General features: G+C 72.6%; 22 protein-coding genes. 14 read left to right on the top strand and 8 right to left on the bottom strand.

What is annotated here, in order from left to right; translation table 11 throughout:
- The first annotated feature begins 36 nt into the window (after window positions 1-36).
- Window positions 37-1,650, top strand: coding sequence for a peptide chain release factor 3 (locus Q8W71_RS08355; RefSeq protein ID WP_305524882.1), 1,614 nt, complete (start codon window positions 37-39; stop codon window positions 1,648-1,650).
- A 251-nt stretch (window positions 1,651-1,901) separates the two neighbouring features.
- The gene (locus Q8W71_RS08350) at window positions 1,902-2,714 is read left to right on the top strand and encodes a DUF2189 domain-containing protein (RefSeq protein ID WP_305524881.1); all 813 of its coding nucleotides are present in this window, start codon (window positions 1,902-1,904) and stop codon (window positions 2,712-2,714) included.
- A 30-nt stretch (window positions 2,715-2,744) separates the two neighbouring features.
- On the opposite strand, the gene Q8W71_RS08345 is transcribed toward Q8W71_RS08350, so the two are convergent.
- The gene (locus tag Q8W71_RS08345) at window positions 2,745-3,206 is read right to left on the bottom strand and encodes a response regulator (protein ID WP_305524880.1); all 462 of its coding nucleotides are present in this window, start codon (window positions 3,204-3,206) and stop codon (window positions 2,745-2,747) included.
- Between the two features lie 6 nt (window positions 3,207-3,212).
- Window positions 3,213-3,680 carry a BLUF domain-containing protein gene (locus tag Q8W71_RS08340; RefSeq protein WP_305524879.1) on the bottom strand — a complete coding sequence of 156 codons (468 nt, stop codon included), beginning with the start codon at window positions 3,678-3,680 and terminating at the stop codon, window positions 3,213-3,215.
- A gap of 275 nt (window positions 3,681-3,955) precedes the next feature.
- Here Q8W71_RS08340 and Q8W71_RS08335 point away from each other — a divergent pair, with 275 nt between their 5' ends.
- The 5 genes from Q8W71_RS08335 to Q8W71_RS08315 all read left to right on the top strand — a co-directional run bounded on the left by Q8W71_RS08335 (window position 3,956) and on the right by Q8W71_RS08315 (window position 10,203).
- Complete coding sequence (locus Q8W71_RS08335) at window positions 3,956-5,350, top strand: flagellar hook protein FlgE (RefSeq protein ID WP_305524878.1); 1,395 nt, start codon at window positions 3,956-3,958, stop codon at window positions 5,348-5,350.
- Window positions 5,351-5,513: 163 nt separating this feature from the next.
- Window positions 5,514-7,466: a flagellar hook-associated protein FlgK gene (flgK, locus tag Q8W71_RS08330; RefSeq protein ID WP_305524877.1), complete on the top strand. Its 1,953-nt coding sequence runs from the start codon at window positions 5,514-5,516 to the stop codon at window positions 7,464-7,466.
- A gap of 2 nt (window positions 7,467-7,468) precedes the next feature.
- The gene (locus Q8W71_RS08325) at window positions 7,469-9,325 is read left to right on the top strand and encodes a hypothetical protein (protein ID WP_305524876.1); all 1,857 of its coding nucleotides are present in this window, start codon (window positions 7,469-7,471) and stop codon (window positions 9,323-9,325) included.
- Window positions 9,326-9,619: 294 nt separating this feature from the next.
- Window positions 9,620-9,880, top strand: a complete 261-nt coding sequence (locus Q8W71_RS08320) for a hypothetical protein (protein WP_305524875.1) — start codon at window positions 9,620-9,622, stop codon at window positions 9,878-9,880.
- Window positions 9,881-9,891: 11 nt separating this feature from the next.
- Entirely contained in the window at window positions 9,892-10,203 is a 312-nt protein-coding gene (locus tag Q8W71_RS08315) for a hypothetical protein (protein WP_305524874.1), read from the top strand.
- A 71-nt stretch (window positions 10,204-10,274) separates the two neighbouring features.
- Here the strand turns inward: Q8W71_RS08315 and Q8W71_RS08310 are convergent, their stop codons facing one another.
- The 3 genes from Q8W71_RS08310 to Q8W71_RS08300 are packed head-to-tail and all read right to left on the bottom strand — an operon-like array spanning window position 10,275 to window position 12,249.
- On the bottom strand, window positions 10,275-10,748 hold the full coding sequence (locus Q8W71_RS08310) for a hypothetical protein (protein WP_305524873.1): 474 nt from the start codon (window positions 10,746-10,748) through the stop codon (window positions 10,275-10,277).
- The gene (locus Q8W71_RS08305) at window positions 10,735-11,103 is read right to left on the bottom strand and encodes a rod-binding protein (RefSeq protein WP_305524872.1); all 369 of its coding nucleotides are present in this window, start codon (window positions 11,101-11,103) and stop codon (window positions 10,735-10,737) included. The genes Q8W71_RS08310 and Q8W71_RS08305 overlap by 14 nt, the downstream gene beginning before the upstream one ends.
- Window positions 11,104-11,115: 12 nt before the next feature.
- Window positions 11,116-12,249 carry a flagellar basal body P-ring protein FlgI gene (locus Q8W71_RS08300; protein WP_305524871.1) on the bottom strand — a complete coding sequence of 378 codons (1,134 nt, stop codon included), beginning with the start codon at window positions 12,247-12,249 and terminating at the stop codon, window positions 11,116-11,118.
- Window positions 12,250-12,471: 222 nt separating this feature from the next.
- On the opposite strand from Q8W71_RS08300, the gene Q8W71_RS08295 reads away from it, so the two are divergent.
- Entirely contained in the window at window positions 12,472-12,897 is a 426-nt protein-coding gene (locus Q8W71_RS08295; protein WP_305524870.1) for a flagellar assembly protein FliX, read from the top strand.
- A gap of 7 nt (window positions 12,898-12,904) precedes the next feature.
- Here the strand turns inward: Q8W71_RS08295 and Q8W71_RS08290 are convergent, their stop codons facing one another.
- The gene (locus tag Q8W71_RS08290) at window positions 12,905-14,395 is read right to left on the bottom strand and encodes a helicase HerA domain-containing protein (protein WP_305524869.1); all 1,491 of its coding nucleotides are present in this window, start codon (window positions 14,393-14,395) and stop codon (window positions 12,905-12,907) included.
- A gap of 146 nt (window positions 14,396-14,541) precedes the next feature.
- On the opposite strand from Q8W71_RS08290, the gene Q8W71_RS08285 reads away from it, so the two are divergent.
- The 6 genes from Q8W71_RS08285 (at window position 14,542) to Q8W71_RS08260 (ending at window position 19,829) form a co-directional block, all read left to right on the top strand.
- Window positions 14,542-15,789 carry an Hsp70 family protein gene (locus Q8W71_RS08285; RefSeq protein WP_305524868.1) on the top strand — a complete coding sequence of 416 codons (1,248 nt, stop codon included), beginning with the start codon at window positions 14,542-14,544 and terminating at the stop codon, window positions 15,787-15,789.
- 86 nt (window positions 15,790-15,875) lie between these two features.
- Window positions 15,876-17,249, top strand: a complete 1,374-nt coding sequence (locus Q8W71_RS08280) for an MBOAT family O-acyltransferase (protein ID WP_305524867.1) — start codon at window positions 15,876-15,878, stop codon at window positions 17,247-17,249.
- A 2-nt stretch (window positions 17,250-17,251) separates the two neighbouring features.
- On the top strand, window positions 17,252-18,268 hold the full coding sequence (locus Q8W71_RS08275; protein WP_305524866.1) for a hypothetical protein: 1,017 nt from the start codon (window positions 17,252-17,254) through the stop codon (window positions 18,266-18,268).
- A gap of 157 nt (window positions 18,269-18,425) precedes the next feature.
- The gene (dksA, locus tag Q8W71_RS08270; protein WP_305524865.1) at window positions 18,426-18,845 is read left to right on the top strand and encodes an RNA polymerase-binding protein DksA; all 420 of its coding nucleotides are present in this window, start codon (window positions 18,426-18,428) and stop codon (window positions 18,843-18,845) included.
- A 109-nt stretch (window positions 18,846-18,954) separates the two neighbouring features.
- On the top strand, window positions 18,955-19,359 hold the full coding sequence (locus tag Q8W71_RS08265; protein WP_305524864.1) for a hypothetical protein: 405 nt from the start codon (window positions 18,955-18,957) through the stop codon (window positions 19,357-19,359).
- Window positions 19,356-19,829 carry a hypothetical protein gene (locus Q8W71_RS08260; protein WP_305524863.1) on the top strand — a complete coding sequence of 158 codons (474 nt, stop codon included), beginning with the start codon at window positions 19,356-19,358 and terminating at the stop codon, window positions 19,827-19,829. The genes Q8W71_RS08265 and Q8W71_RS08260 overlap by 4 nt, the downstream gene beginning before the upstream one ends.
- Window positions 19,830-19,833: 4 nt before the next feature.
- Here the strand turns inward: Q8W71_RS08260 and Q8W71_RS08255 are convergent, their stop codons facing one another.
- Together Q8W71_RS08255 and Q8W71_RS08250 are read right to left on the bottom strand one after the other, a co-directional pair.
- Window positions 19,834-21,105, bottom strand: a complete 1,272-nt coding sequence (locus Q8W71_RS08255) for an NAD(P)/FAD-dependent oxidoreductase (protein WP_305524862.1) — start codon at window positions 21,103-21,105, stop codon at window positions 19,834-19,836.
- A gap of 99 nt (window positions 21,106-21,204) precedes the next feature.
- Entirely contained in the window at window positions 21,205-21,531 is a 327-nt protein-coding gene (locus Q8W71_RS08250; RefSeq protein ID WP_305524861.1) for a hypothetical protein, read from the bottom strand.
- Window positions 21,532-21,642: the final 111 nt, after the last annotated feature.

The following is a 21,642-nucleotide window of genomic DNA, read 5'->3' as shown; positions in this document are numbered from 1 at the left end:
GGCTCGGCGCGAGCGCTTCGCGGACCTAGCTGAACCATGCTGATGCAGACCAAGACCGAGGCGAGGCCGGCGGACCCGGTTTCGCGGCGGCGCACCTTCGCGATCATCTCGCACCCGGACGCCGGCAAGACCACGCTCACCGAGAAGCTGCTGCTGTTCGGGGGCGCGATCCAGCTCGCGGGCGAGGTCAAGGCCAAGCGCAACCGGGTCTCGACCCGCTCCGATTGGATGGGCATCGAGAAGGAGCGCGGCATCTCGGTGGTCACCTCGGTGATGACCTTCGAGTACGGCGACTGCGTGTTCAACCTGCTCGATACGCCGGGCCACGAGGACTTCTCGGAGGACACCTACCGGACGCTCACCGCGGTCGATTCCGCCGTCATGGTCATCGACGCGGCCAAGGGCATCGAGGCGCGCACGCGCAAGCTGTTCGAGGTCTGCCGCCTGCGCGACATCCCGATCGTCACCTTCGTGAACAAGCTCGACCGCGAGGCGCGCGACCCGTTCGAGCTGCTCGACGAGATCGAGAAGACGCTCGCGCTCGACGTCGCGCCGATCACCTGGCCGATCGGGGTCGGCAAGAGCTTCTCCGGCACCTACGAGCTCGGCATGAACCGCGTGCGCCGGCTCGACGCGGCCGACGACGCCGGTACCGTGTCCGTCTCCGGCCCCGACGACCCGCTGTTCGACCAGCTCCTGACCGAGGACGGCGCGGCCGACGCGTGGCGCGGCGAGGTCGAACTGGCCGAGGGGGGCCTGAAGGCCTTCGACCTCGACGCCTTCCGCGAGGGCCACCTCACGCCGGTGTTCTTCGGCTCGGCCCTGCGCAATTTCGGCGTGCGCGACCTGATCGATGGCCTCTCCAAGGTGGCGCCGCCCCCGCGCGGCCAGGACGCCGACAAGCGTCTCGTGGAGCCCACCGAGGCCAAGATGACCGGCTTCGTGTTCAAGATCCAGGCGAACATGGATCCGAACCACCGCGACCGCATCGCCTTCATGCGGGTCTGCTCGGGCAAGCTCAGCCGCGGGATGAAGGCCCGGCTGGTGCGCACCGGCAAGCCGATCTCGCTCTCGGCGCCGCAATTCTTCTTCGCGCAGGACCGCGCCATCGCCGACGAGGCGTTCGCCGGCGACGTGGTCGGCATCCCCAACCACGGGACCCTGCGCATCGGCGACACGCTCACCGAGGGGGAGGACATCCTGTTCCGCGGCGTGCCGAGCTTCGCCCCCGAGATCCTGCGCCGCATCAAGCTCACCGACGCGATGAAGGCCAAGAAGCTGCGCGAGGCCCTCCAGCAGATGGGCGAGGAGGGGGTCGTCCAGGTGTTCGTGCCGCAGGACGGTTCGCAGGCGATCGTCGGCGTCGTCGGCGCCCTCCAGCTCGACGTGCTGAAGGAGCGCCTCCAGGCCGAGTACGGTCTGCCGGTGGACTACGAGACCTCGCGCTTCTCGGTCTGCCGCTGGGTTTCCTCGGATTCCGATGCGGAGCTCGACAAGTTCATCGACTCGCACGGCTCGGCGATGGCGAAGGACCTCGACGGCGCCCCGGTCTTCATGGCGTCCACGGCATTCTCGCTCCGCTACGAGGAGGAGCGCTACCCGGCGGTGCGCTTCACCGACGTGAAGGATTACCAGAAGCGCGCGGCCTGAACGCTGGGCGCACGGCTCCGGGCTCCCGGCCGGGGTGCTTCTCCGCTTCGCGGCGGCAGGTGTCCGGCGCTGAGATCTTTGTCCTGTACGATCCGGAAAGATTAGAGGCCGGGGATCGTACCTAGATCCTGCTGAAACCCAATTCTCGGGCGCGCGTTGTCGCATCAGATGATCGACAGGCGCCGCGAGGCCCGTGCGGGTCTTCTTCGCGAAACGGATCGTCGCGCGCCGCCCATGGGAGGGTTGTTGCGATGGCCACGTTGACTGCGCTCACCTCAGGCCGCGCGGCGGCCGGGCTCGCCGTGCGCGACATCGGCGCGGACGACCTCAAGGCGGCCCTGCGCGCCGGCTTCGACGACTTCCTGGCGATGCCGACCCACGTGGTCTTCATCAGCCTCATGTACCCGCTGATCGGCCTCGTGCTGGCGACGCTGAGCTTCGGCAACGACGTGCTGCCGCTGCTCTTCCCTCTGGCCTCGGGCTTCGCGCTGATCGGCCCGTTCGCCGCGGTCGGCCTGTACGAGCTGAGCCGCCGCCGCCAACTCGGGCAGAGCACCGGCTGGAACGCGGCGTTCCGCGACCTCGCCCGCCGGGATGCCGGGGCGCTGCTGGCGATCGGCGGCCTGCTCGGCGCGATCTTCCTGGCCTGGATCGTGGTGGCCGATGCGCTCTACGCCGGGATCTACGGCGCCGCAGCGCCAGGAGCCTCCCCTGGGGCGGCCCCCGGGGGCATCCTCGCCTTCGCAGCGGACGTGCTGACCACGCCGCGCGGCTGGGCGCTGATCGTGATCGGCAATCTCGTGGGCTTCGCCTTCTCGCTGCTGGCGCTGGCGCTCAGCATCGTCTCGGTGCCGCTGATCGTGGATCGCCACGTCGACGCCCTCACCGCGGTGGCGACCTCCGTGGCCGCCTTCCGGCGCAACCCGCGCACCCTGCTCGGATGGGGCGTCCTCGTCGCCGCCGTCCTCGTCGCCGGGACGCTGCCGCTGTTCGTCGGGCTCGCGGTGGCCATGCCGATCCTCGGCCACGCGACGTGGCATCTCTACCGCCGCATCGTGGCCTGAGGAGCGCCCGGCCCCCCGGAGCCCGCGGCCTCAGAACTTCCCCAGCATCGGGAAATCCGTGGTCAGCGTGGACTCGGCGGCGACCGGTCCCTCGCGCTTGCGCGGCCTCCGGTTGAGAACCTGCTTGAGCTTGGTCTTCAGCGCCGCGACGTCGAACGGCTTGAGGATGAACGCGTCGGCCCCGGCCTGGTGGGCGAGGTTGATGTCCTCGAAGTCGAACGAGGTCTCCGTGAGGATGAACGGCGTGTTCATCAACTCGTCCTCGCCGCGGATCTCGCGCAGCAGCGAGAGGCCGTCCATCGGCTCCATCTCCAGGTCGCAGATGACCAGGGCGTAGCGGCGGGCGCGCAGCTTCTCCAGCGCCTCGGCGCCTGTGGTCACCCCCTCGACGTCCGGGAAGCCGAGGCGGCTCAGCAGCATCACGACGAGGCGCAGGAGCTTTTCCTGATCGTCGACCACGAGGATCGGCGGCGTATCGCTGGGCTCGCTCATCGGACCTCAGACGAACAGATGGTCGATGCCCTGCCGGGACATCGCGTCGGCTTGCAGGGCCACGGCGAGGCCGTGGATCGCGGACGCCTTGGGCGTGCCGCGCTGGAGCATCGGCAGGAGGTTGGCCTTGGCGAACAGCGCCTCGGTGCCGGTCACGCGCTGCGCGCTCTTGAACGAGTGCACGAATTCCCGCTTGGTGATCTCGCGCCACTCGCAGATCTGCACGTCGCGGTGGCGCTGGTCGGCCCCGATGCGGGCGAAGGTCTCCTGGACCGACATGCGCTCGCCCTCGATCACCTGCGCGGCGAAGCTGCCCTCGATCACCAGGAAGCTGGTGATGACCGAGAACTCGTTCTTCTTCTGCGCCACGCGCCCGATGTCGCCGATCTGGGCGGTGCGCTGCGCCGGATCGGCGGCGAGCGAGAGGCGCGAGAAGTAGATGATGTGGACGAGGCTCGTCCGCTTGGCCCGCATGACCGATGCCCGGGTTCCCCTCCGGCGGCGCGTCCGGCCGGATGATCCGGACCGCGACGCACCCTCCGGCGTTCACCGGCATCTTCGCCGGTCGGACATAACGCGCCGTAAATGCCGCCGCCGGACCCGGCAGGATTTGCCCGGCCGGCGCGGGGGAGGGCGTGTTTTGCCGGGCTCCCGCACCGCTCCGCCATGCGAATCAAGGCCTTGCCGGTGGCACGGCGGTTGCGGATCCCGTCGCCGCCGCCTCACGCGGTGCGTCGGGATCGCACGTCATGGACATCTTCTCCGCCCTGCAGACCTCCGTGTCCGGCCTGCAGGCCCAGTCCTACGCCATCAGCAACATCTCCGGGAACATCGCGAACTCGCAGACGACCGGCTACAAGCGGATCGACACCAGCTTCGTCGATCTCATGGCCGAGACGACCCCGAAGCGTGAGGTCGCGGGCACGGTGCTGGCGCAAGCTCAGCTCACCAACTCGCTCCAGGGCAACGTCATCGCCTCGCAGATCCCCACCAACATGGCGATCAACGGCCAGGGCTTCTTCACCGTCGCGCTGAAGACGGGCGACGCCGGCGGCCAGGCAACGTTCGGAGCCACCAATCTCTACACCCGCCGCGGCGATTTCGCGCAGGACAAGGACGGCTACCTCGTCAACGGGGCGGGCGCGTTCCTGACGGGCAGCAACGTCGACCCGAACAGCGGCCAGGTCACGGGCACGGGGCCGATCAAGATCGGCAACATGACGCTGCCGGCCAAGCAGACGACCACGATCAACTACGCCGCCAACCTGCCCGCGACGCCGATCACCAACGCCTCGGTCAAGTCGACCGCGGCGGGCGCCTATCTCTACACCGGAGCCCTGGCGATGACCGCCACCGGCGCGCCGGCCTCGACGGGCGGCGCGGCGGACGTAGCGGCGCTGATGGACAACAGCATCGTCGGTCCCTCGGTCACCGCGTACACCGAGAACGGTGCCCCGGTGGCGATCACGACCCGCTGGGCGAAGGTTCAGGACGCCACCCCCGACGGGGCTCAGGACGCGGTCTGGAACCTGTTCTACCAGTCGGCCTCGGGTTCGGCGGCGGGGGTGACGCCGAGCACGCCGCCCGTGTGGACCAATATCGGTGCGGCCTTCACGTTCGATGCCGCGGGCCAGCCGACGACCACCGCGACCGGCCCAATCCCGATCCCGGACCTGGAGGTCAACGGGATCGAACTCGACGGCGTCAGCCTCAACATCGGTACGGGCGGGCTCACCCAGTACGCCAACACGAGCGGCGCGGCGACCACCAACACCCTGACGCAGAACGGCAACTCCGCCGGCACGCTGACCAGCGTCGCGGTCGGCAGCGACGGAAACATCAAGGGCACCTTCTCGAACGGCACCGTCGCGACGGTCGCCACCGTCGGGATCGCGCGCTTCACGAACCCCGACGGGCTGAAGCCGGACTCGCGGGGCAACTACCTCCAGACCGACGCGTCCGGCGGGCCGCTCTCCGGCCTCAACGGCGGGACGATCTCGGGGGCGAGCCTGGAGCAGTCGAATACCGACATCGCGAGCGAATTTTCTAAGATGATCGTTACCCAGCAGGCCTACTCTGCCAACACGCGCGTCATGTCGACCGCGCAGACGATGATGTCGGATCTGATGAACGTGATCCGCTAGCGCGCTCGCGCGCCGAGGCGGAGGGCGGTTCGGCGCGCGAGCGCGCCGGAACGCGGGATGGGAGCCGGGCCCGGTCGCGACGCGCTCCTCGAAGCGCTGGCGGCGACCGCCCCGGCAGGGAGCGCGAAGGTCGAGCGGGCTCGGCCCGCAGAGGAGGCCGCACGTGTCGATGAACGCGCTGTCCAACGCGACAGCAGGCCTCGCGGCGACCCAGGCGGCGATCAACGTCGTCTCGCAGAACGTCGCCAATGCCGGGACGGTGGGCTACGTCAAGCGCACGCTGGCGCCGGTCGCCGGCGGCACCAACAACCTCGGCGTGGCGGCCGGGACGATCACCCGGAGCTTCGACGCCGCCGCCCTGAACCAGCTCCGGCTGGAGACCTCGGGGGCGGCCTATACGGGCACCAAGGCGCAGATCGTCGCGCAGCTCGACAAGCTCTACGGCACGCCCGGCAGCGCCACCGCGCTCGACGGCACGCTGAACAGCTTCACTCAGTCGTTGCAGGAGCTGTCGGCCAACCCGACCTCGGCCGCCGCCCGCACCACCGTCCTCAGCAGGGCGTCGGCCCTCGCCGGCCAGATCAACGGCGCCGCCGCCAGCGTCCAGAACCTGCGCACCGGCATCGAGGCCCAGCTCGGCACCGACACCCGGAGCGCAAGCTCCCTGCTGTCGCGCATCGCCGCCATCAACGGCCAGATGCAGAACACCACCGACGACGCCACCTTGGCCGGGTTCCAGGACCAGCGCGACCAGGCGATCAACGATCTGGCCGGCTACATGGACATCCAGACCGTCACCCAGGGCGACGGGACGGTCTCCGTGATGACCCGGTCGGGCGTGACGCTGGTCGATCGCGGCAGCGCGGTCGCCCTCAGCTTCGACGGGCGGGGGACCCTGACGGCCCAGTCGGCCTACAGCACGGACCCGAACGCGCGGACCGTCGGCACCATCACGGCGACGACGATCAGCGGCGCCACCATCGATCTCGGCACCGTGGGTGCCCTGCGCTCGGGCAGTCTCGCCGCCCAGTTGGAACTGCGCGACGCGATCCTGCCGCAGGCGCAGCGGCAACTCGACGATCTGGCGGCGGGCCTCGCGAGTTCGCTGACCGACGCGCCGCGCAGCGCGACGGTCGCCGGCGGCACCGCCACGATCGACCTCAGCGGCGCGGCGCCCGCGGCCGGGGCGACGCCGGGCGCGGGGCTTCAGCCCGGCAACACGCTGACGATCCCGGTGACCGGGCTCGACGGCGTGGCCCGCAACGTCATCCTGGTCGCCTCGGCGCGCACACCGCTGCCGACGGTGCCGGCGGGCCAGACCGCCGACGCGAGCGCGCTGACGGCGTCCTTCAGCATCGCGGGCGGTCCGGCCTCCTACGCGGCCGCGATCAAGGCCGCCCTGGACGGTCTGACGGCGGCCAACCCGAACCTGCCGACGCTGAACGTGACGGCGAGCACCAGCCCGGGCGCGAGCGCGGCGGCGAATGCCAGCGGCGCGGTCGTCGCGATCACCAGCGCCGACGCCACCGCTCCCGTCCTGGGCGCGACGGCGACCGTCACGCAGCCGGTCTCGTCGGGGAACCTGGCCACGGGCTACCCGCAGATCGCCCTGTTCGTCGATGGCCTGAACAACGGGCTCTACACCGGCTCGCTCGATACCGGTTCCCAGCTCACCGGCTTCGCGCAGCGCATCGCCGTCAACACGAAGATCGCGGCCAACACCGCCGTCCTCACCGCGTCGAGCGCGACGGATACGGCCGCCGCGACCGCCTCGGGCGCCCGCGCGCAGACGCTCTTCACCGCATTGACCGGGACGCCGCGCACCTTCTCGTCGTCGAGCGGGATCGGCGGGGTGACGGCGCCCCACAGCGCCACGGTGGTCGGCTTCGCCCAGGAGATCATCGCCACGCAGGGGGCCGCCGCCGCCACGGCGTCGTCGCTGGACGACACCCAGCAGGTCGCGCTCTCGACCGCCCAGGGCCGCTACGCGTCGAGCGCGGGCGTCAACATCGACGCGGAGATGTCGAACCTCATCGCGCTCCAGACCGCCTACGGCGCCAACGCGCGGGTGCTGACGGCGGCGCGCGACATGCTCAACCAGTTGCTGCAGATCTGATCATGACCACGATCACGCCCTTCGCGGCCGGCACCTTCACGAGAACCCGCAATACCGAGCAGCTCACGGCGCTGAAGAGCCAGCTCGACACCCTGTCGACGCAGCTCTCCACGGGCCAGGCGGCGCAGACCTACGGCGGGCTCGGCAGCGGCCGCACGACCGCGCTCGCGGCGCAGGCGACGATCAGCGCTCTGGCCGGATACGCCGCCGGCATCGGCTCGGCGCAGACCCGCACGCAGCTCGCGGTGACGAGCCTGACCCAGGTCGCGACCCTCGGCACGAGCGCCCGCGCCAGCCTCTTGAACGGACCCCAGAGCACGGCGCTCAACCTGACCGCGACGAAGGCACTGGCGCAGAGCAACCTCCAGACCGCCCTGGACGCCCTGAACCAGTCCGCGGGCGGCACCTACCTGTTCGGCGGCCGCAACGCCGCGGCGCAGCCGGTCGTCGACGGCGACACGATCCTCAACGGAACGCGGGATGCCGCGGGCCAAGCGCTCGCCGGGCTCAAGACCGTGGTGTCGGAGCAGGTGCGGGCCGATCTCGGCAGCAACGGCCAGGGTCGGCTGAGCGTGGCGCAGCCGACGGCGACGTCGGTCTCGCTGACGGAGGACCCGAGCGCCGAGGCGCGGGCGAATTTCGGCTTCTCCATCGGCACGATGACGACCACCGGCAGCGCGCTCACCGTGACCTCCACCCCCGCCACGGCGGCGACCGCGACCGCGACCTTTGCCGAGGCGCCGACCGAGGGGCAGCGCTTCCGCGTGGTCGTCAACCAGCCCGACGGAAGCCAGAGGACGATCGACTTCACGACCACGAGCGCCGCGACCGTCGACGTCGGGACGCCGTTCCCCGTCATCCCGCCGGGTGCGACCGCCGCCGCCGACGCGGCGACGGCGCTGGCCGGCCTGATCGCGCCCGGCACCCTGGCGAGCGTCCAGAGCGCCGCGCCCACCGACACGCCCCCCGGTCCCGGCCTGTCGCTGGCGTTCACAGGGGGCACCGCCGCCAGCACCACCGTCGAACTCGCCGGCACCCCTCCGAGGCAGCCCGCCGTCGGCGACACGCTCACCGTGACGCTGAAGCTGCACGACGGAACGACCACCACGCTGACGCTGACGGCGGCCGCGAGCACAGCCCCGGCTTCGGTCTCGAGCTTCGCCATCGGCGCCGACCCGGACACGACCGCCGCGAACCTGTCGGCGGCGCTGGGCAACGCCCTCAGGACGGCCGCCGGCAGCACCCTGACGGCCAGCGCCACCGCCCGGGCCGCCCAGGACTTCTTCGCCGGCTCCGCGACGCCCGGCCTCACCCCGCGCCGGATCACCTTCGACGCGGGCGGCACCGCCACGGGCTACGCGCAGGCGCCGCGGAGCGACACCGTGGTCTGGTATCAGGGCGAGGACGGCACCACCGATCCGCGCGGCACGCAGACCGTCCAGACCAGCGCGACCGGTTCGGTCAAGATCGGCGCGCGGGCCGACGAGCCGGCGATCCGCAACGTGCTCGCTGGCCTCGCCACGGTGGCGCTCGGCATGCCGAGCGCCACGGACGCGAACGTGAACGCCGCCTACGCGGCCGTCAGCAGCCGCGCGCAGGCGCTCCTGTCGTCGGCCGACACGAGCCCGAGCGTGCAGGACATCGTGACGGAGCTCAGCCTCGCCTCGGCCCGGCTGTCGGACGCCGCGACCACCAACAAGGCGACCCAGAACACGCTCCAGAACACCCTCGACGGGATCGAGCAGGCCCCGACCCAGGAGGTCGCCGCCAAGCTCCTCGACGTGCAGAATCGCCTCCAGGCGAGCTACCAGATCACGGCCTCGCTCTCGAAGCTGTCGCTCGTCAACTACATCAGTTGATAGGCCGCGATCGATGCGGAGCGCGTATCGACCGGCCCGCGCGACGCCTGAGCGGGATCGGGGCCTGCATCCGGGCGATCGAGCGGATCCGGTGTGACGCGCCGATCGAGGCATGCGTGCCAGAATCGTATTACCGATGTATATTGCGTGTTGGTAGGAAGGCGATCGTCCTGGAAACGGATTACGGTAAACGGAAACGCAACGGTCTGCGGTGAACATAGTCTCGCCGCTTTTCAGCGCTGTTCAACCGCTTCGCGGGTTCCCGTCACCCGTTCGACCGGTCGAGGTTCCAGCATGCAGCTCTCCGGGCCCGTCAGCGAGATCCGCCGCCTCGGCGCCGCGGCGCGGATCGGCGCGATCGTGATGGCCGAGCAGGCGGTGGACCTGCACGTCGCCGCCTACGCGAGCCCCGACGACCGCTGCATCGCCCTCGACATCCTGCTCCGGGACCTCGCCCGCCTGCGGGCGCGCGAGCCGGCACTGGACGGCTTCATCGCCGAGGTCGAGAGCTACATCGACCTGCTGCACCGGGATCTCGCCCGCCGCGCCGCGTGAGGCAGTCCGCGATGGCGCGGCACCGGGGCGCGCGCGCCGCGCTGGCCGCCCTCCTGCTCGCGTCGCCCGCCGCAGCCCTCGACCTCCAGAAGGCGGTCCCGACCCTCGAGCCGTGCCCGGGACGGGCGGGCTTCGTCCGCACCCCCGGCAGCCGCAACTGCACGCGCGTCTCGGGCCGGGTCGCCGCGGGGATAGACGCCCGCACCGGGCACGACGGGGCGGCGTTCCTGCCCCGGGCCGCGGGGCGGATCGCGATCGACAACCGCACGGACACGGACCTCGGCGAGGTCCGGACCTACCTGCGGATCGACGGCCGGCGCTAGGGCGCTCGCCGCCGGAGCGGATGCCGGTTCGGCGCAAGGGAGCGCGTCAGAACACGGGCTCGGAGCCGCCGTCACAGATTCCGCGAGAGCACCAGCGGTCCGCTGCGCACGCCCCGCCCGTAGGGGGAGGGGGCCGGCGTTGCCGCGCCGTAGCCGACCGGTGCCCGGGCGCGGCCGATCTCGTCGGCGAGCGACTTGATCAGGCCCTCGGAGACCGTGCGCGCGGCGGAGAGCACCGTCTGGTTCGCCTCCACCGCGGCGGTGAAGCGGCGGTGGCCCTCGCGCAGCGCGGCGACGCCCTGCGGGTGGAAGCGGGCGAGGGCGACGGCGTTCGCCTTGGCCGATTCCAGGCCCTGCATGTAGGCCGCCGCCAGCTCCGCCTTGGGCTCCGCCGCGCCGAGTCCCTCGCGCAGGCGGCCGGCGCGGATGTGCCCGGCCTCCTCCCCCAGCACCGCCTCCAGCGCCGCCATGTTGGCCAGGATCCCCGCGACCAGCGCCTCCGCGCCGATCCGGTCCGCGACGCGCAGGGGTTCAGACCTTGCCATGGCTCGCTCCGTCGCTCGCGCCCTGAAGCTTCAGGATCTCGCGGAACACCGAGTCCGCGATGCCGACACCGCCGCTCTTCACGATCTGCCCGGCATATTCCTTGGTCAGCATCGAGCGGTAGACGCCGCCGCCGGTGCCGTTCTCGCCGAGCGGCCCGTCGGTGCCCTGGGACTGCGTCATCCGGTCGAGGCTGTTCTCCAGGAACATCTTCTCGAAGTCGGTGGCGGTCTTCTTCGCCTTGGCGGCGTCGCCGCTTCCAAGCGTCGACTTCGCCACCGTCTCGGCGACGTTCCCGGCGATCGCCTTGCCGACGCCGATGGCGGCGGTGGCGGCGATGTTGGCGAGCGGCAGCATGGGGTTCTCCCGTCACATGAGTTCGATGTCGGCCTGGAGCGCGCCCGCGGCCTTGATCGCCTGGAGGATGGAGATCAGGTCGCGCGGGCCGACCCCGAGGGCGTTGAGGCCGTCGACGAGTTCGCGCAGGCTGACGCCTTCCTTGACCAGCGCCAGCTTGTTGCCGTCGCCGGTATCGACCTTCACGCTGCTGCGCGGCACCACCACCGTCTGCCCCTCGGAGAACGGCAGCGGCTGGCTCACCTGCGGCGTCTCGGTGATCGTGACGGTGAGGTTGCCCTGCGCGATGGCCACCGTGGAGACGCGCACGTCGCGGCCCATCACGATGATGCCGGAGCGCTCGTCGACGACCACGCGGGCGGTCTGGTCGGGCTCGACCTTCAACTGCTCCACCTCGGTGATGAGGCGGATCATGTTGCCGTGGTAGCGCGCCGGGATCTGGATCGTGACGGTCGCCGGGTCGGTCGGCTCGGCGGTGTCGGCACCCATGAAGTCGTTGATCGCCGCGGCGATCCGCTTCGAGGTGGTGAAGTCGGGGTTGCGCAGCGACAGGCGCAGGCCGCGCGCGTCGTTGAGCTTGAACGCGATCTCGCGCTCGATGTTGGCGCCGTTCGAGATCCGGCCGTTGGTCGGCACGCCGCGGGTGATCTTGGCCGCCTCGCCCTCGGCGGAGAAGCCGGCGATGGCCACCGACCCCTGCGCCAGCGCGTAGACCTCGCCGTCGGCGCCGAGCAGCGGCGTCACCAGCAGGGTGCCGCCCTGGAGCGACTTGGCGTCGCCGAGCGACGAGACGGTGACGTCGATCCGCGTGCCTTGGGCGGCGAAGGGGGGCAAATTGGCCGTCACCATCACCGCGGCGAGGTTCTGGGTGCGCATCGTCGCGCCGCGGGTGTTGACGCCTAGCCGCTCCAGCATCGCCTGGAGCGACTGCTTGGTGAACGGGATGTTGTTGAGGCTGTCGCCGGTGCCGTTGAGGCCGACCACGATGCCGTAGCCGACGAGCTGGTTCTGGCGCACGCCCTCCACCGAGGCGAGGTCCTTCACCCGCGACAGGGCGAGCGCCGGCCCGGCCAGGCCCGCGAGCCACAGCAGCGCCGCCGCGAGGGCGGAGAGGCCGGCTGAGCGTCGTCTGAGGTTCGCGTGCATGCCGTGGGTCTGGGCGGTGGCAGGGTCCGATGATCGTCTGCCAGCCCCGTGCCAACCGCTCCGTCCGCGCAAGCCGTTGATGTCGTTGGATGTGGTGCGCGGGACGGACCATGTCCGGCCGGCACCGTTCCTGCCGACCCGGCAGCTTCTGCCGGCCCGTTTACCCGCGCTTAACCGTGTCGGCCGAGTGTCGGCGCCTCACCGGACATCGTCAGAAGAGCCATGCGCGTCGATTCCCGCCAGCCGATCCGGAACGCGGGCCCCGTCGCGGGCGGGCGCCCGGCCGCGGGCGGGGGCGGCTTCCGCCTCGGCGCGGCGCTGGAGACGGCCGGCAGCGCCGCGCCCGCCGCCGCGGCGACGCTGGCCGGCCTCGACGCGGTGCTGCTCCTCCAGGCCGAGGCCGATACGCCGGAGGAGCGCCGCCGCCGCACCGCCCGCCGCGGCCACGACCTGCTCGACGGGCTCGACCGGCTGAAGGCCGCGCTCCTCGGCGGCCGGGTGGCGGCCTCGGACCTGCGCGCCGTGGCCGGGCGGCTGGCCGAGCGCGCCGGCTCCTCCGGCGACCCGCGCCTCGACGGGCTCATGGCCGAGATCGAGCTGCGCGCCGCGGTGGAACTCGCCAAGCTGGAGACCCGGCGCGGCGCGTGAGCCGCGCTCAGGCGCGCCGCCGCAGGCCTCCCGCCGCCGGCTGCGGCTCGCCCGGTCCCGTCTCCACCCCGAGATCCGGCACCGCGATGATCGGCGCACCGCGCAGGTCGCGCCGGGTGACGATGGCGCCGCGCTCCTCCAAGTAGGCGAGCATCCGCCGGGCGCGCCCGCCGGAGCTGGTGCCGTAGGCTTCCGCCAGCGCCGTGTCGGTGGGGCAGGGGGCGCCCTCGATCGCCGCGCGGGCGACGACGAGGAACAGGCCGGCGAGGTCGTCCGGCAGCCCGGCCGCGACGCTCTGCGCCCGCTCCCAGGTCGAGCCGTCGGCCACCGTGCCGCCGGCCTCGGCCCGGGCCACCGCGAGGCGGCGCTTGAACTCGGGCAGCCCCATCGCTTCGCCGCGCACCCGGCGGATGCGGCAGCGGACGGTGAAGTCCTGGTAGAGGGTCGCCGGCGTGCAGGCGGCGGCGTCCGCGTCGGCCAGCACCGAGGCCAGGATCTCGGCCAGGATCGTCTCCCGCTCGGCCGGGTCCATCGGTTCCTCCTCCGGCTCCTCGGCCGGAGTCGGTGGGCGGTAATTGGCGAGCTGCACAAGCACGTCCGGTGTCGGCGTCGGCCGGGGACGCGGGCGCGGCGGCGGCAGCGCCTCCGCCGCCGGATCCGCCGCGAGGATCAGCGCGCGGACATCCTCGGTCGGGTCGGGCAGGGGCACCAGCACCGGCGAGGACGAGCGGCTCACCGTCTGCGTCGGCCCGACCGCGATCGTCATCGGTCGCCGGGAGAGCGCCGGGCCCAGGGCGACGAAGTGGCCGCGCGGGAGATCGCGAAAGGTCTCCGCTTGGCGCCGTTCGAGGCCGAGAAGGTCGGCGGCGCGCGCCATGTCGATGTCGAGGAAGGTGCGCCCCATCAGGAAATTCGACGCCTCGGCCGCGACGTTCTTGGCGAGCTTGGCGAGCCGCTGCGTGGCGATGATTCCGGCGAGCCCCCGCTTGCGCCCGCGGCACATCAGGTTGGTCATCGCCCCGAGCGACAGGCGGCGGGCCTCGTCCGAGACCTCGCCCGCGGCGGCGGGAGCGAAGAGCTGCGCCTCGTCCACCGCCACCAGCATCGGATACCAATGGTCGCGGTCGGCGTCGAACAGGCCGCCGAGGAAGGCCGCCGCCGCCCGCATCTGACCGTCGGCGTCGAGGTTCTCCAGCGACAGCACCACGGAGACCCGGTGGACCCGCACCCGCGCGGCGATGCGCTGCAGGCTCGCCTCGTCGCCGTCCGCCTCGACCACCACGTGGCCGTAGCGGTCACTGAGGCTCGCGAAGTCGCCCTCGGGGTCGATCACCGCCTGCTGCACGTGGCCGGCGCTCTCCTCCAGCAGGCGCCGCAGCAGGTGCGACTTGCCGGAGCCGGAATTGCCCTGGACGAGGAGCCGCGTGGCGAGCAGCTCGGTCAGGTCGAGGAGCGCCGGGCGGTCGCCCGTCAGCCCGAGATCGATGTCGCAGCGCATCCGGCCCTCCTATCACGGGCAACGCGCCGAGGGGCGGGCGGGCATCCGTCGCCCACAGCCTGTGCACGCAATCCCGCGCTGGACCGCACGGCCCCGGCCCTGTAAGCGCCACGCCCCTCCCGACACGAACCGGACAGCACAGCGCGATGGCGGCCTGCGGCCTCGACTTCGGCACGTCGAACACGACGCTCGGTCACCTCGGTCCAACCGGACCGGTCCTGCTGCCGCTGGAGGATGCGCATCTGACGGTGCCGAGCGCGATCTTCTTCGAGCCCCGCCGCGAGCCCGAGATCGGCCGCGCGGCCACTGCCGCCTACGCCGGCGGGCGGCCGGGGCGGCTGATGCGCGGGCTGAAATCGGTGCTCGGCACGCCGCTGATGGAGGAGACGACGCCGCTCGGGCGCGAGCGCCTGCGGCTGCGCGACGTGATCGCCCGCTACCTCGCCGCGGTGAAGGCGCGGGCAGAGGCGCAGGCCGGGCAGAGCCTCGACACGGTGGTGCACGGACGCCCGGTCCACTTCGTCGACAGCGACGCGGCGGCCGACCGGCGTGCGGAGGAGACCCTGCGCGCCATCGCCCGGGACGTGGGTTTTCGCGACGTCTCCTTCCAGTACGAGCCGATCGCCGCCGCCCTCGACTACGAGCGGGCGGTGAGCGCGGAGGAGATCGCGCTGATCGCCGATATCGGCGGCGGCACCTCGGACTTCTCGATCGTCCGCCTGTCCCCCGAGCGCCGGGGACGGCCGGACCGGGCCGGCGACATCCTGGCCAACGACGGCGTGCGCATCGGCGGCATCGATTTCGACCGGCAGCTCAGCCTCGGCACGGTGATGCCGCTCTTGGGCCTCGGCAGCCCGATGCGGCGCGGCGACCTCGCGGTGCCGAACGCCTACTATCACGACCTCGCCACGTGGTCGGCGATCAACCGCCTCTACAACGGCAAGACCCTGCGCGAGATCGAGGAGGTGGTGCGCGACTGCGCCCGGCCGAACCTCGTCGGGCGGCTGCGCGAGGCGGTGGAGGGCGAGCGCGGCCACGCGCTGGCCGGGATCGTCGAGGGGGCCAAGATCGGCGCTTCCGAGGCGGGCGCGGCGGATCTCGACCTCGGACTGATCGAGCCGGACCTCGTGGCGCGGGTCGACCGCGACAGCCTCGCCGCGCAGACCGGCGACCTCGCCCGGGCGGTGGCGGCGCGGATCGGGCGCTGCCTCGTGCAGGCCGGGATCCCGGCGGAGCGGGTCGACGCCCTGTTCCTCACCGGCGGCTCGACCGGCCTGCCGCACCTGCGCGCCGCGCTGAACGCGGCCTTGCCCGGCGCGCGCGTCGTGGCGGGCGATACCTTCGGCTCGGTCGGTCTCGGCCTGACGATCGAAGCGGTGCGCCGGGCCGCCTGAGACCGCGCCAAGGTCCACAATTGACGGGGGCGGCCCGATCCCCGACAAGGCGCCGCCCCGGGCGACAGGAGCGCGGCGCCCGCCCGATGCTGTTCAACTCCTTCGTCTTCCTGCTCGCCTTCCTGCCGGCCGCCCTGCTGCTCCACGTCCTCGTGGAGCGGGCGGCGCCGACGTGGCGGCTGCCGCTCCTCGTCCTCCTGTCCTTCTCCTTCTACGGCTGGTGGGACGCGCGCTTCGTGCCGCTCTTGGCCGGCTCGATCCTCGCGAACTGGCTCGTGGCGCGGCTCTGCCGGCGGCATCCCGGCCGCTGGCTTATCCCGGCGGCGATCGCTGCCAACCTCGCCCTGCTCGCACTCTTCAAGTACCTCGACTTCTTCGCCGATCTCGCCAACCTGATCCCCGGGCTGGAGGCGCCGCGGCTCGGCCTCGCCCTGCCGCTCGGCATCTCGTTCTTCACCTTCCATCACATCATGTACCTCGCCGACCTGAGGGCCGGCCGGGCGCCGTCCTTCGGGCTCACGAAGTATGCCCTCTACATCGCCTTCTTCCCGCAGGTGCTCGCCGGCCCGCTCGTGCGCTGGAGCGAGATCCTGCACCAGTTCGACGAGCGCCCCTATGCGCGGCCGGACGCGGCCGAGCGCTTCGCCCGCGGCCTGATGCTGCTGATCGTCGGCCTGTCGAAGAAGGTGTTCCTCGGCGATCCCTTGGCCAGCTACGTCAACCCGGTGTTCCAGGCGGCCGCGGCCGGGAAGGCCGTCACCGTGGCCGAGGCGTGGCAGGCGACGCTGGGCTTCACCTTCCAGATCTACTTCGACTTTTCCGGCTACACCGACATGGCGCTTGGGATCGCGCTGCTGTTCGGCCTCGTTCTGCCGCAGAATTTCGACGCGCCCTACCGCGCCACGTCGCTGCGCGACTTCTGGCGGCGCTGGCACATGACCCTGTCGCGGTTCCTGCGCGACTACCTCTACATCCCGCTCGGCGGCAACCGCCGCGGCCTGCCGCGGCAGGTGGGGGCGCTGTTCGCGACCATGGCGCTCGGCGGCCTCTGGCACGGGGCGGGGCTGACCTTCCTCGCCTGGGGGGCGCTGCACGGCGCCGGCCTCGGCGCGGGCGTGCTCGCCCACCGGGCGCGGCTGCGGGTGCCGACGCCCCTCGGCTGGGCGCTCACCGCCGCCTTCGTCGCGCTGACCTGGGTGCTGTTCCGCGCCACCTCCTTCGAGGCCGCCCTGGCGATCTACAAGGGGTTGTTCGGCCTCGCCCCGGCGGGGTCGGGCTTCAAGTGGCGCACCATCGCGGTCGCGGCCCTCGTCGCCATGCTGGGCCCCACCGCCTGGACGGCGGTGCACCGCCTCCCGCCGCGGCGGAGCCTCGCCTTCGGCTTCGCGCTCCTGTTCGTGCTCGTCCTGCTGAAGATCGGCGACGACGCGAACTACGAGTTCATCTACTTCCAGTTCTAAGGATGAGCGGCGCGGCGCCCCCCTCCGACCGGGCTTGGCGCGGCTTCGCGCGGGCTCTGGTGCTGACCGCCCTGGGGTTGCTCGCGGGCTACCTCGCGCTCGCCGTGCTCGTCGATCCCTACGACACCGGCCGCGTCGGCCTGCTCTCCCGCGGGGCCGTGCGCCCGCAGGGGCCGCGCACCGCCTCCGCCGTCCGGGGGCGCGACCCGGCCTACGCGGGCGCGGTGATCGGCAACTCGCACATCCAGCTCGTTGAGCCCGCCGAGCTGACACGGCTCACCGGTGTGCCCTTCGTCCAGCTTAGCGTTCCCGCCACCGGGCCGGCCGAGCAGTTCGCCCTGCTCGGCTGGTTCCTGCGCCACCATCCTCGCCCGGACGCGATCGTGCTCGCCGCCGACGCCTTCTGGTGCGCCGACGACCCGGCCTTCCCGAGCGAGCACCCGTTCCCGTTCTGGTTGGTCGGCGACTGGCCGGCCTACCTGCGCGGGCTCGCCCGCTTCTCGGCCGCCCAGGAGACGGTCAACCGCATCGGCTGGCTGCTGCGCGCGAAGCCCAAGCGGGCCGCCGCCGACGGCTGGTGGAACTACGAGCCGGACTACCTCCGCCAGGGCTTCGGCCTCGACCCCGCCCTCAAGGCGCGCCTCGACCGGCCCGTGGGTAGGGAGACCGAGCCCCATCGCGCCGGGCCGTTCCCGGTGGCGGCGCGGTTGCGGGCCGAGCTCGCGCGCGTGCCGGCCGCAACGCCCGTGGTGCTGGTGTTCCCGCCCGTCTACGCCGCGGCCGAGCCCCCCGCCGGCAGCCCCCGCGCCGCGGCCGAGACGGCCTGCCGTGCCGCGATCCGCGGTGCGCTCGCCGCGCATCCCCTCAGCGCCGTCGTCGACTGGCGCGACGGCCGGCCCGAGGCGCGAGACCCGGACCAGTTCTTCGACCAGAGCCACTACAGATTCCCCGTGGCCCGCGTCCTGACGGCCGAGATCGCCGCCGACGTCAACCGGTTGCGCGAGGGGCGGGGACATTGAGGCGGCGCACCGTGGCAGCCATGCCGCACGCGTCGGCGCAGTGCATCACCAGTCCCGCGTTGACGCCGGCACGCGTTGTAGCAGCACAGCGCGTCGACTATACGGCACCTCACGTTATCGCCGCACACCGGCTGTTCCTTTCGAGTGAGGGCGACGCATGGCGAAGGTGACGCTGGAGGACGGCTACGCTCCGTCCGACGACGAGCCCTTCATGAACGACCGGCAGCGCGAATACTTCCGGCGCAAGCTCCTGACTTGGAAAGGCGAGATCCTGCGCGAGGCGCAGGACACGCTGGTGGCGCTCCAGAGCGAGAACGAGAACCATCCCGACCTCGCCGACCGCGCCTCCTCCGAGACCGACCGGGCGATCGAGCTGCGCGCCCGCGACCGGCAACGCAAGCTCACCGGCAAGATTGACGCGGCGCTCGCCCGGCTGGAGGACGGCTCCTACGGCTACTGCGAGGAGACCGGCGAGCCAATCTCGCTGAAGCGCCTCGACGCACGGCCGATCGCCACCCTCTCCCTGGAGGCCCAGGAGCGCCACGAGCGCCGCGAGCGCGTCTACCGCGACGACTGATCGGTTCGGATTTTTTCCGCAGCTTGACCGCTGGGTCGGCGGTGCCACTTCGCCGGAAGGGCGATCCGCGAATGCCGGGCGCTCATCCAGAAAAAGCTCCGGAGTGGCGATGAGACCGGTCCTGGCGGCCACCCTGCTCCTGGCGCTCGCGCTCGGCGCCTGCGGCGAGTCGAAGCCGGGGCCGGCCGGGCCGCAGGGGCCGAAGGGCGAGCAGGGCCCGCCCGGGCCGCAGGGGCCGCCGGGCCTCAACGGCGCCACCGGTGCGCGCGGGGCCACCGGCGACCAGGGTCCTGCCGGCGAGCGCGGTCCCGCCGGGCCGGCGATGAACGCGCAGGTCCGCCTCGACGTCGCCTGCCGCCGGGACGAGGAGCTGATCGGCGCCTATTGCCGCGGCATGGCGGTGGTCCCCTCCGTCAGCGTCACCGACGGCGTCGCCACCGTCGCCTGCATCGACCTCACCGCCAAGCAGGCCAAGGACGCCCAGCCGGTCGCCGTCTGCATGAGGAAGCCGTGACCCGCCCGCTCCCGGTCCTGCTCCTCGCGGCCCTGTGCGCCGGCCCGGCCGCCGCGCAACCCTTCGTGCCGGCCGACAGGGAGGCGGTCGAGCTGGTGCGCGGCCGGCGCACCGGGGGCTACGTCACCGTCGCGGCGACGCTGGCCTACGCCGAGCGCGCGAGCGGCGGCGCCTTTACCCTCGCCGGCTACCGGGTGGAGCGGCGGCCGGAGGATCCCTTCGCCCGGGTCTGCATCTGCTACCGGCTGGGCGTCGACCCGCCGACCTGCGGGCTCGGCTACCGCGTCGCCGTGAATCCCGTCCACGTCGAGCCGGACGACCGCTACGACGGCCCGGGCCGCGACCTGGAGCACGGGCCCCGGGCCTTCCTGCGGGCGCTCGCCCGGGAGGTCTCCCTCCAGCGCCAGCCCGAACTCCTGCGGCGGCTGCGGGCGGCGCTCGACCCCTACGATCCCTACGACTGGCGCTGAGCCCTCAGAGCAGCCGCGGCCAGCGCAGCAGCCGCTCCGGCGCGAACGGCGCGATCGGGATCGCCGGATCGCGGCCGGTGGCGAGGTCGGCGACGATCTCGCCGGTGATCGGCCCGGTGGAGAGGCCGATATGGCCGTGGCCGAAGGCGAAGATCAGCCCGTCGTGCCGCGGCGCCCGGCCGATCACCGGCATCCCGTCGGGCGTCGCCGGGCGCGAGCCGAGCCAGGGCTCGTTGTCGAGGGGCCCACCGAGGCGCAGGGTGCCGGCCGCCTCGCGGGAGGCGGCCTCGATCTGGGTGTGGTCGGGGGCCGCCCCGCGGGCGTTCAGCTCCACCCCCGAGAGCACCCGCACCCGGCCCTCGCCCATCGGCGACAGGATCGAGCCGGCGCCGGTGTCGAGCACCGGCCGGGTCAGGGGCGGACTGTCCGGGTGGAGCGCGTAGTGGCGGTGGTAGCCGCGCTCGGCGGCCACCGCGAAGCGGTAGCCGAGGCCGTGGGCCAGGCCACCCGAGGCGGCGCCCGCCGCCAGCACCACCTGCCGTGCCCGGACCGCGCGATCACCGAGCCCGACGCGCCAGCCCCCGCCCTCCGGCGCCAGCGCGGAAACGGCCCCGCGCACGCGGCGGCCGCCGAGCCCCGCGAACAGCGCCTCGCAGGCCTCGACCAGCCGGCCGGGCTCGCGCACCGAGCCGGTCTCGGTCAGCAGCATCGCCCGGGCGAAGGGGCGCACCAAGGCAGGCTCGGCCTCGCGCAGGGCGCCGCCGTCGAGGATCTCGAAGGCGATGCCGTGGCCGGCGAGGATGTCCCGCTCCAGCGCCGCCGCCGCGAAGGCATCTTCCGTCCGGTAGACCTTGAGCCAGCCGGTGCGCCCGAGCCTGTCCGTGGTGCCGGCCCGCGCAGCCAAACGCTCGTGCGCCCCGTAGGCCGCGCCGGTGAGCGGCAGCAGCGCCGCCGCGGCCGCGCGCCAGCGCGATTCCCGGGCGGCGGCCATGAAGTGGAGGGCGTAGGGGAGGATGCGCGGCAGGTGGGTGTAGCGCAGGCGCAGGGCGGAATCGGCGTTGCGCAGGTAGGCCGGCAGCTTGCCCCACAGGGCCGGGCTCGCCATCGGCAGAATCGAGCCGCGGCTCACCACGCCGGCATTGCCGTAGGAGGTGCGTGCCCGCGCCTCGCCGGGATCGCACAGGACCACGTCGAGGCCCCGGTCGCGCAGGGCGATGGCGCTGGCGAGGCCGACCATGCCGCCGCCCACCACCGCGATGTCGGCCGTCTCGTCCATCGTACCCCCTCGTCGTCCCGCGGGAGCCTTGTGCCGGACGCCGGGGCCGCACGGTAGGGGCTCGGCGGGGGAGGCCGGTATGCCCCAGGTCGGGGGAGGCTAGCTGCCGCCCCCGCCGCCACCGCCGCCGCCGCCCTCCTGCGGCACGGCCCGGGTGGGTTGCTGGGTGTTGCCGCCGACCGCGGAATCGGTGGTGACGGTCTCGGCGCCAGTGCCGCTCCGGGCGATCGTGGCGTTCGCCCCGGGACCGCTGTTCTGGCCGTCCCGGCCGACGACGACAGTCGAGGGCGGGGTGCCGGGCGTCGTGATCTGCGGCGGTCGCGGCTGCTGGATCGGCGCCGGCTTGTTGGAGGTGTTCTCACCGTTCTGCGCCTGCGCCGCGCCCGCGGCGGACAAGGCGAGGATCGCGAGAAGCGCGGTTCTCATCGGGCTCTCCGGATGTGCGTCTCGGGGGCGGCGCGGGCCTCTCGGTTCCGCAACCTGATCGCTCAACGCCCGCCCGCGCCTCACGTTTCAGCGAGGATGGTCGAGCCCGGT

The organism is Methylobacterium amylolyticum (assembly GCF_030700245.1).
In the GTDB taxonomy this organism is placed as follows: Bacteria; Pseudomonadota; Alphaproteobacteria; order Rhizobiales; family Beijerinckiaceae; genus Methylobacterium.
This window is presented reverse-complemented; position numbering and strand designations above follow the sequence as displayed.

Coding starts and splice junctions, on each gene's coding strand:
- Q8W71_RS08355 (WP_305524882.1), top strand. CDS start 37: ATGCTGATGCAGACCAAGACCGAGGCGAGGCCGGCGGACCCGGTTTCG.
- Q8W71_RS08320 (WP_305524875.1), top strand. CDS start 9,620: ATGCAGCTCTCCGGGCCCGTCAGCGAGATCCGCCGCCTCGGCGCCGCG.
- Q8W71_RS08335 (WP_305524878.1), top strand. CDS start 3,956: ATGGACATCTTCTCCGCCCTGCAGACCTCCGTGTCCGGCCTGCAGGCC.
- Q8W71_RS08315 (WP_305524874.1), top strand. CDS start 9,892: ATGGCGCGGCACCGGGGCGCGCGCGCCGCGCTGGCCGCCCTCCTGCTC.
- Q8W71_RS08350 (WP_305524881.1), top strand. CDS start 1,902: ATGGCCACGTTGACTGCGCTCACCTCAGGCCGCGCGGCGGCCGGGCTC.
- Q8W71_RS08285 (WP_305524868.1), top strand. CDS start 14,542: ATGGCGGCCTGCGGCCTCGACTTCGGCACGTCGAACACGACGCTCGGT.
- Q8W71_RS08280 (WP_305524867.1), top strand. CDS start 15,876: ATGCTGTTCAACTCCTTCGTCTTCCTGCTCGCCTTCCTGCCGGCCGCC.
- Q8W71_RS08250 (WP_305524861.1), bottom strand. CDS start 21,531: ATGAGAACCGCGCTTCTCGCGATCCTCGCCTTGTCCGCCGCGGGCGCG.
- Q8W71_RS08345 (WP_305524880.1), bottom strand. CDS start 3,206: ATGAGCGAGCCCAGCGATACGCCGCCGATCCTCGTGGTCGACGATCAG.
- Q8W71_RS08340 (WP_305524879.1), bottom strand. CDS start 3,680: ATGCGGGCCAAGCGGACGAGCCTCGTCCACATCATCTACTTCTCGCGC.
- Q8W71_RS08275 (WP_305524866.1), top strand. CDS start 17,252: ATGAGCGGCGCGGCGCCCCCCTCCGACCGGGCTTGGCGCGGCTTCGCG.
- Q8W71_RS08295 (WP_305524870.1), top strand. CDS start 12,472: ATGCGCGTCGATTCCCGCCAGCCGATCCGGAACGCGGGCCCCGTCGCG.
- Q8W71_RS08265 (WP_305524864.1), top strand. CDS start 18,955: ATGAGACCGGTCCTGGCGGCCACCCTGCTCCTGGCGCTCGCGCTCGGC.
- Q8W71_RS08300 (WP_305524871.1), bottom strand. CDS start 12,249: ATGCACGCGAACCTCAGACGACGCTCAGCCGGCCTCTCCGCCCTCGCG.
- dksA (WP_305524865.1), top strand. CDS start 18,426: ATGGCGAAGGTGACGCTGGAGGACGGCTACGCTCCGTCCGACGACGAG.
- Q8W71_RS08310 (WP_305524873.1), bottom strand. CDS start 10,748: ATGGCAAGGTCTGAACCCCTGCGCGTCGCGGACCGGATCGGCGCGGAG.
- Q8W71_RS08325 (WP_305524876.1), top strand. CDS start 7,469: ATGACCACGATCACGCCCTTCGCGGCCGGCACCTTCACGAGAACCCGC.
- Q8W71_RS08305 (WP_305524872.1), bottom strand. CDS start 11,103: ATGCTGCCGCTCGCCAACATCGCCGCCACCGCCGCCATCGGCGTCGGC.
- Q8W71_RS08290 (WP_305524869.1), bottom strand. CDS start 14,395: ATGCGCTGCGACATCGATCTCGGGCTGACGGGCGACCGCCCGGCGCTC.
- Q8W71_RS08255 (WP_305524862.1), bottom strand. CDS start 21,105: ATGGACGAGACGGCCGACATCGCGGTGGTGGGCGGCGGCATGGTCGGC.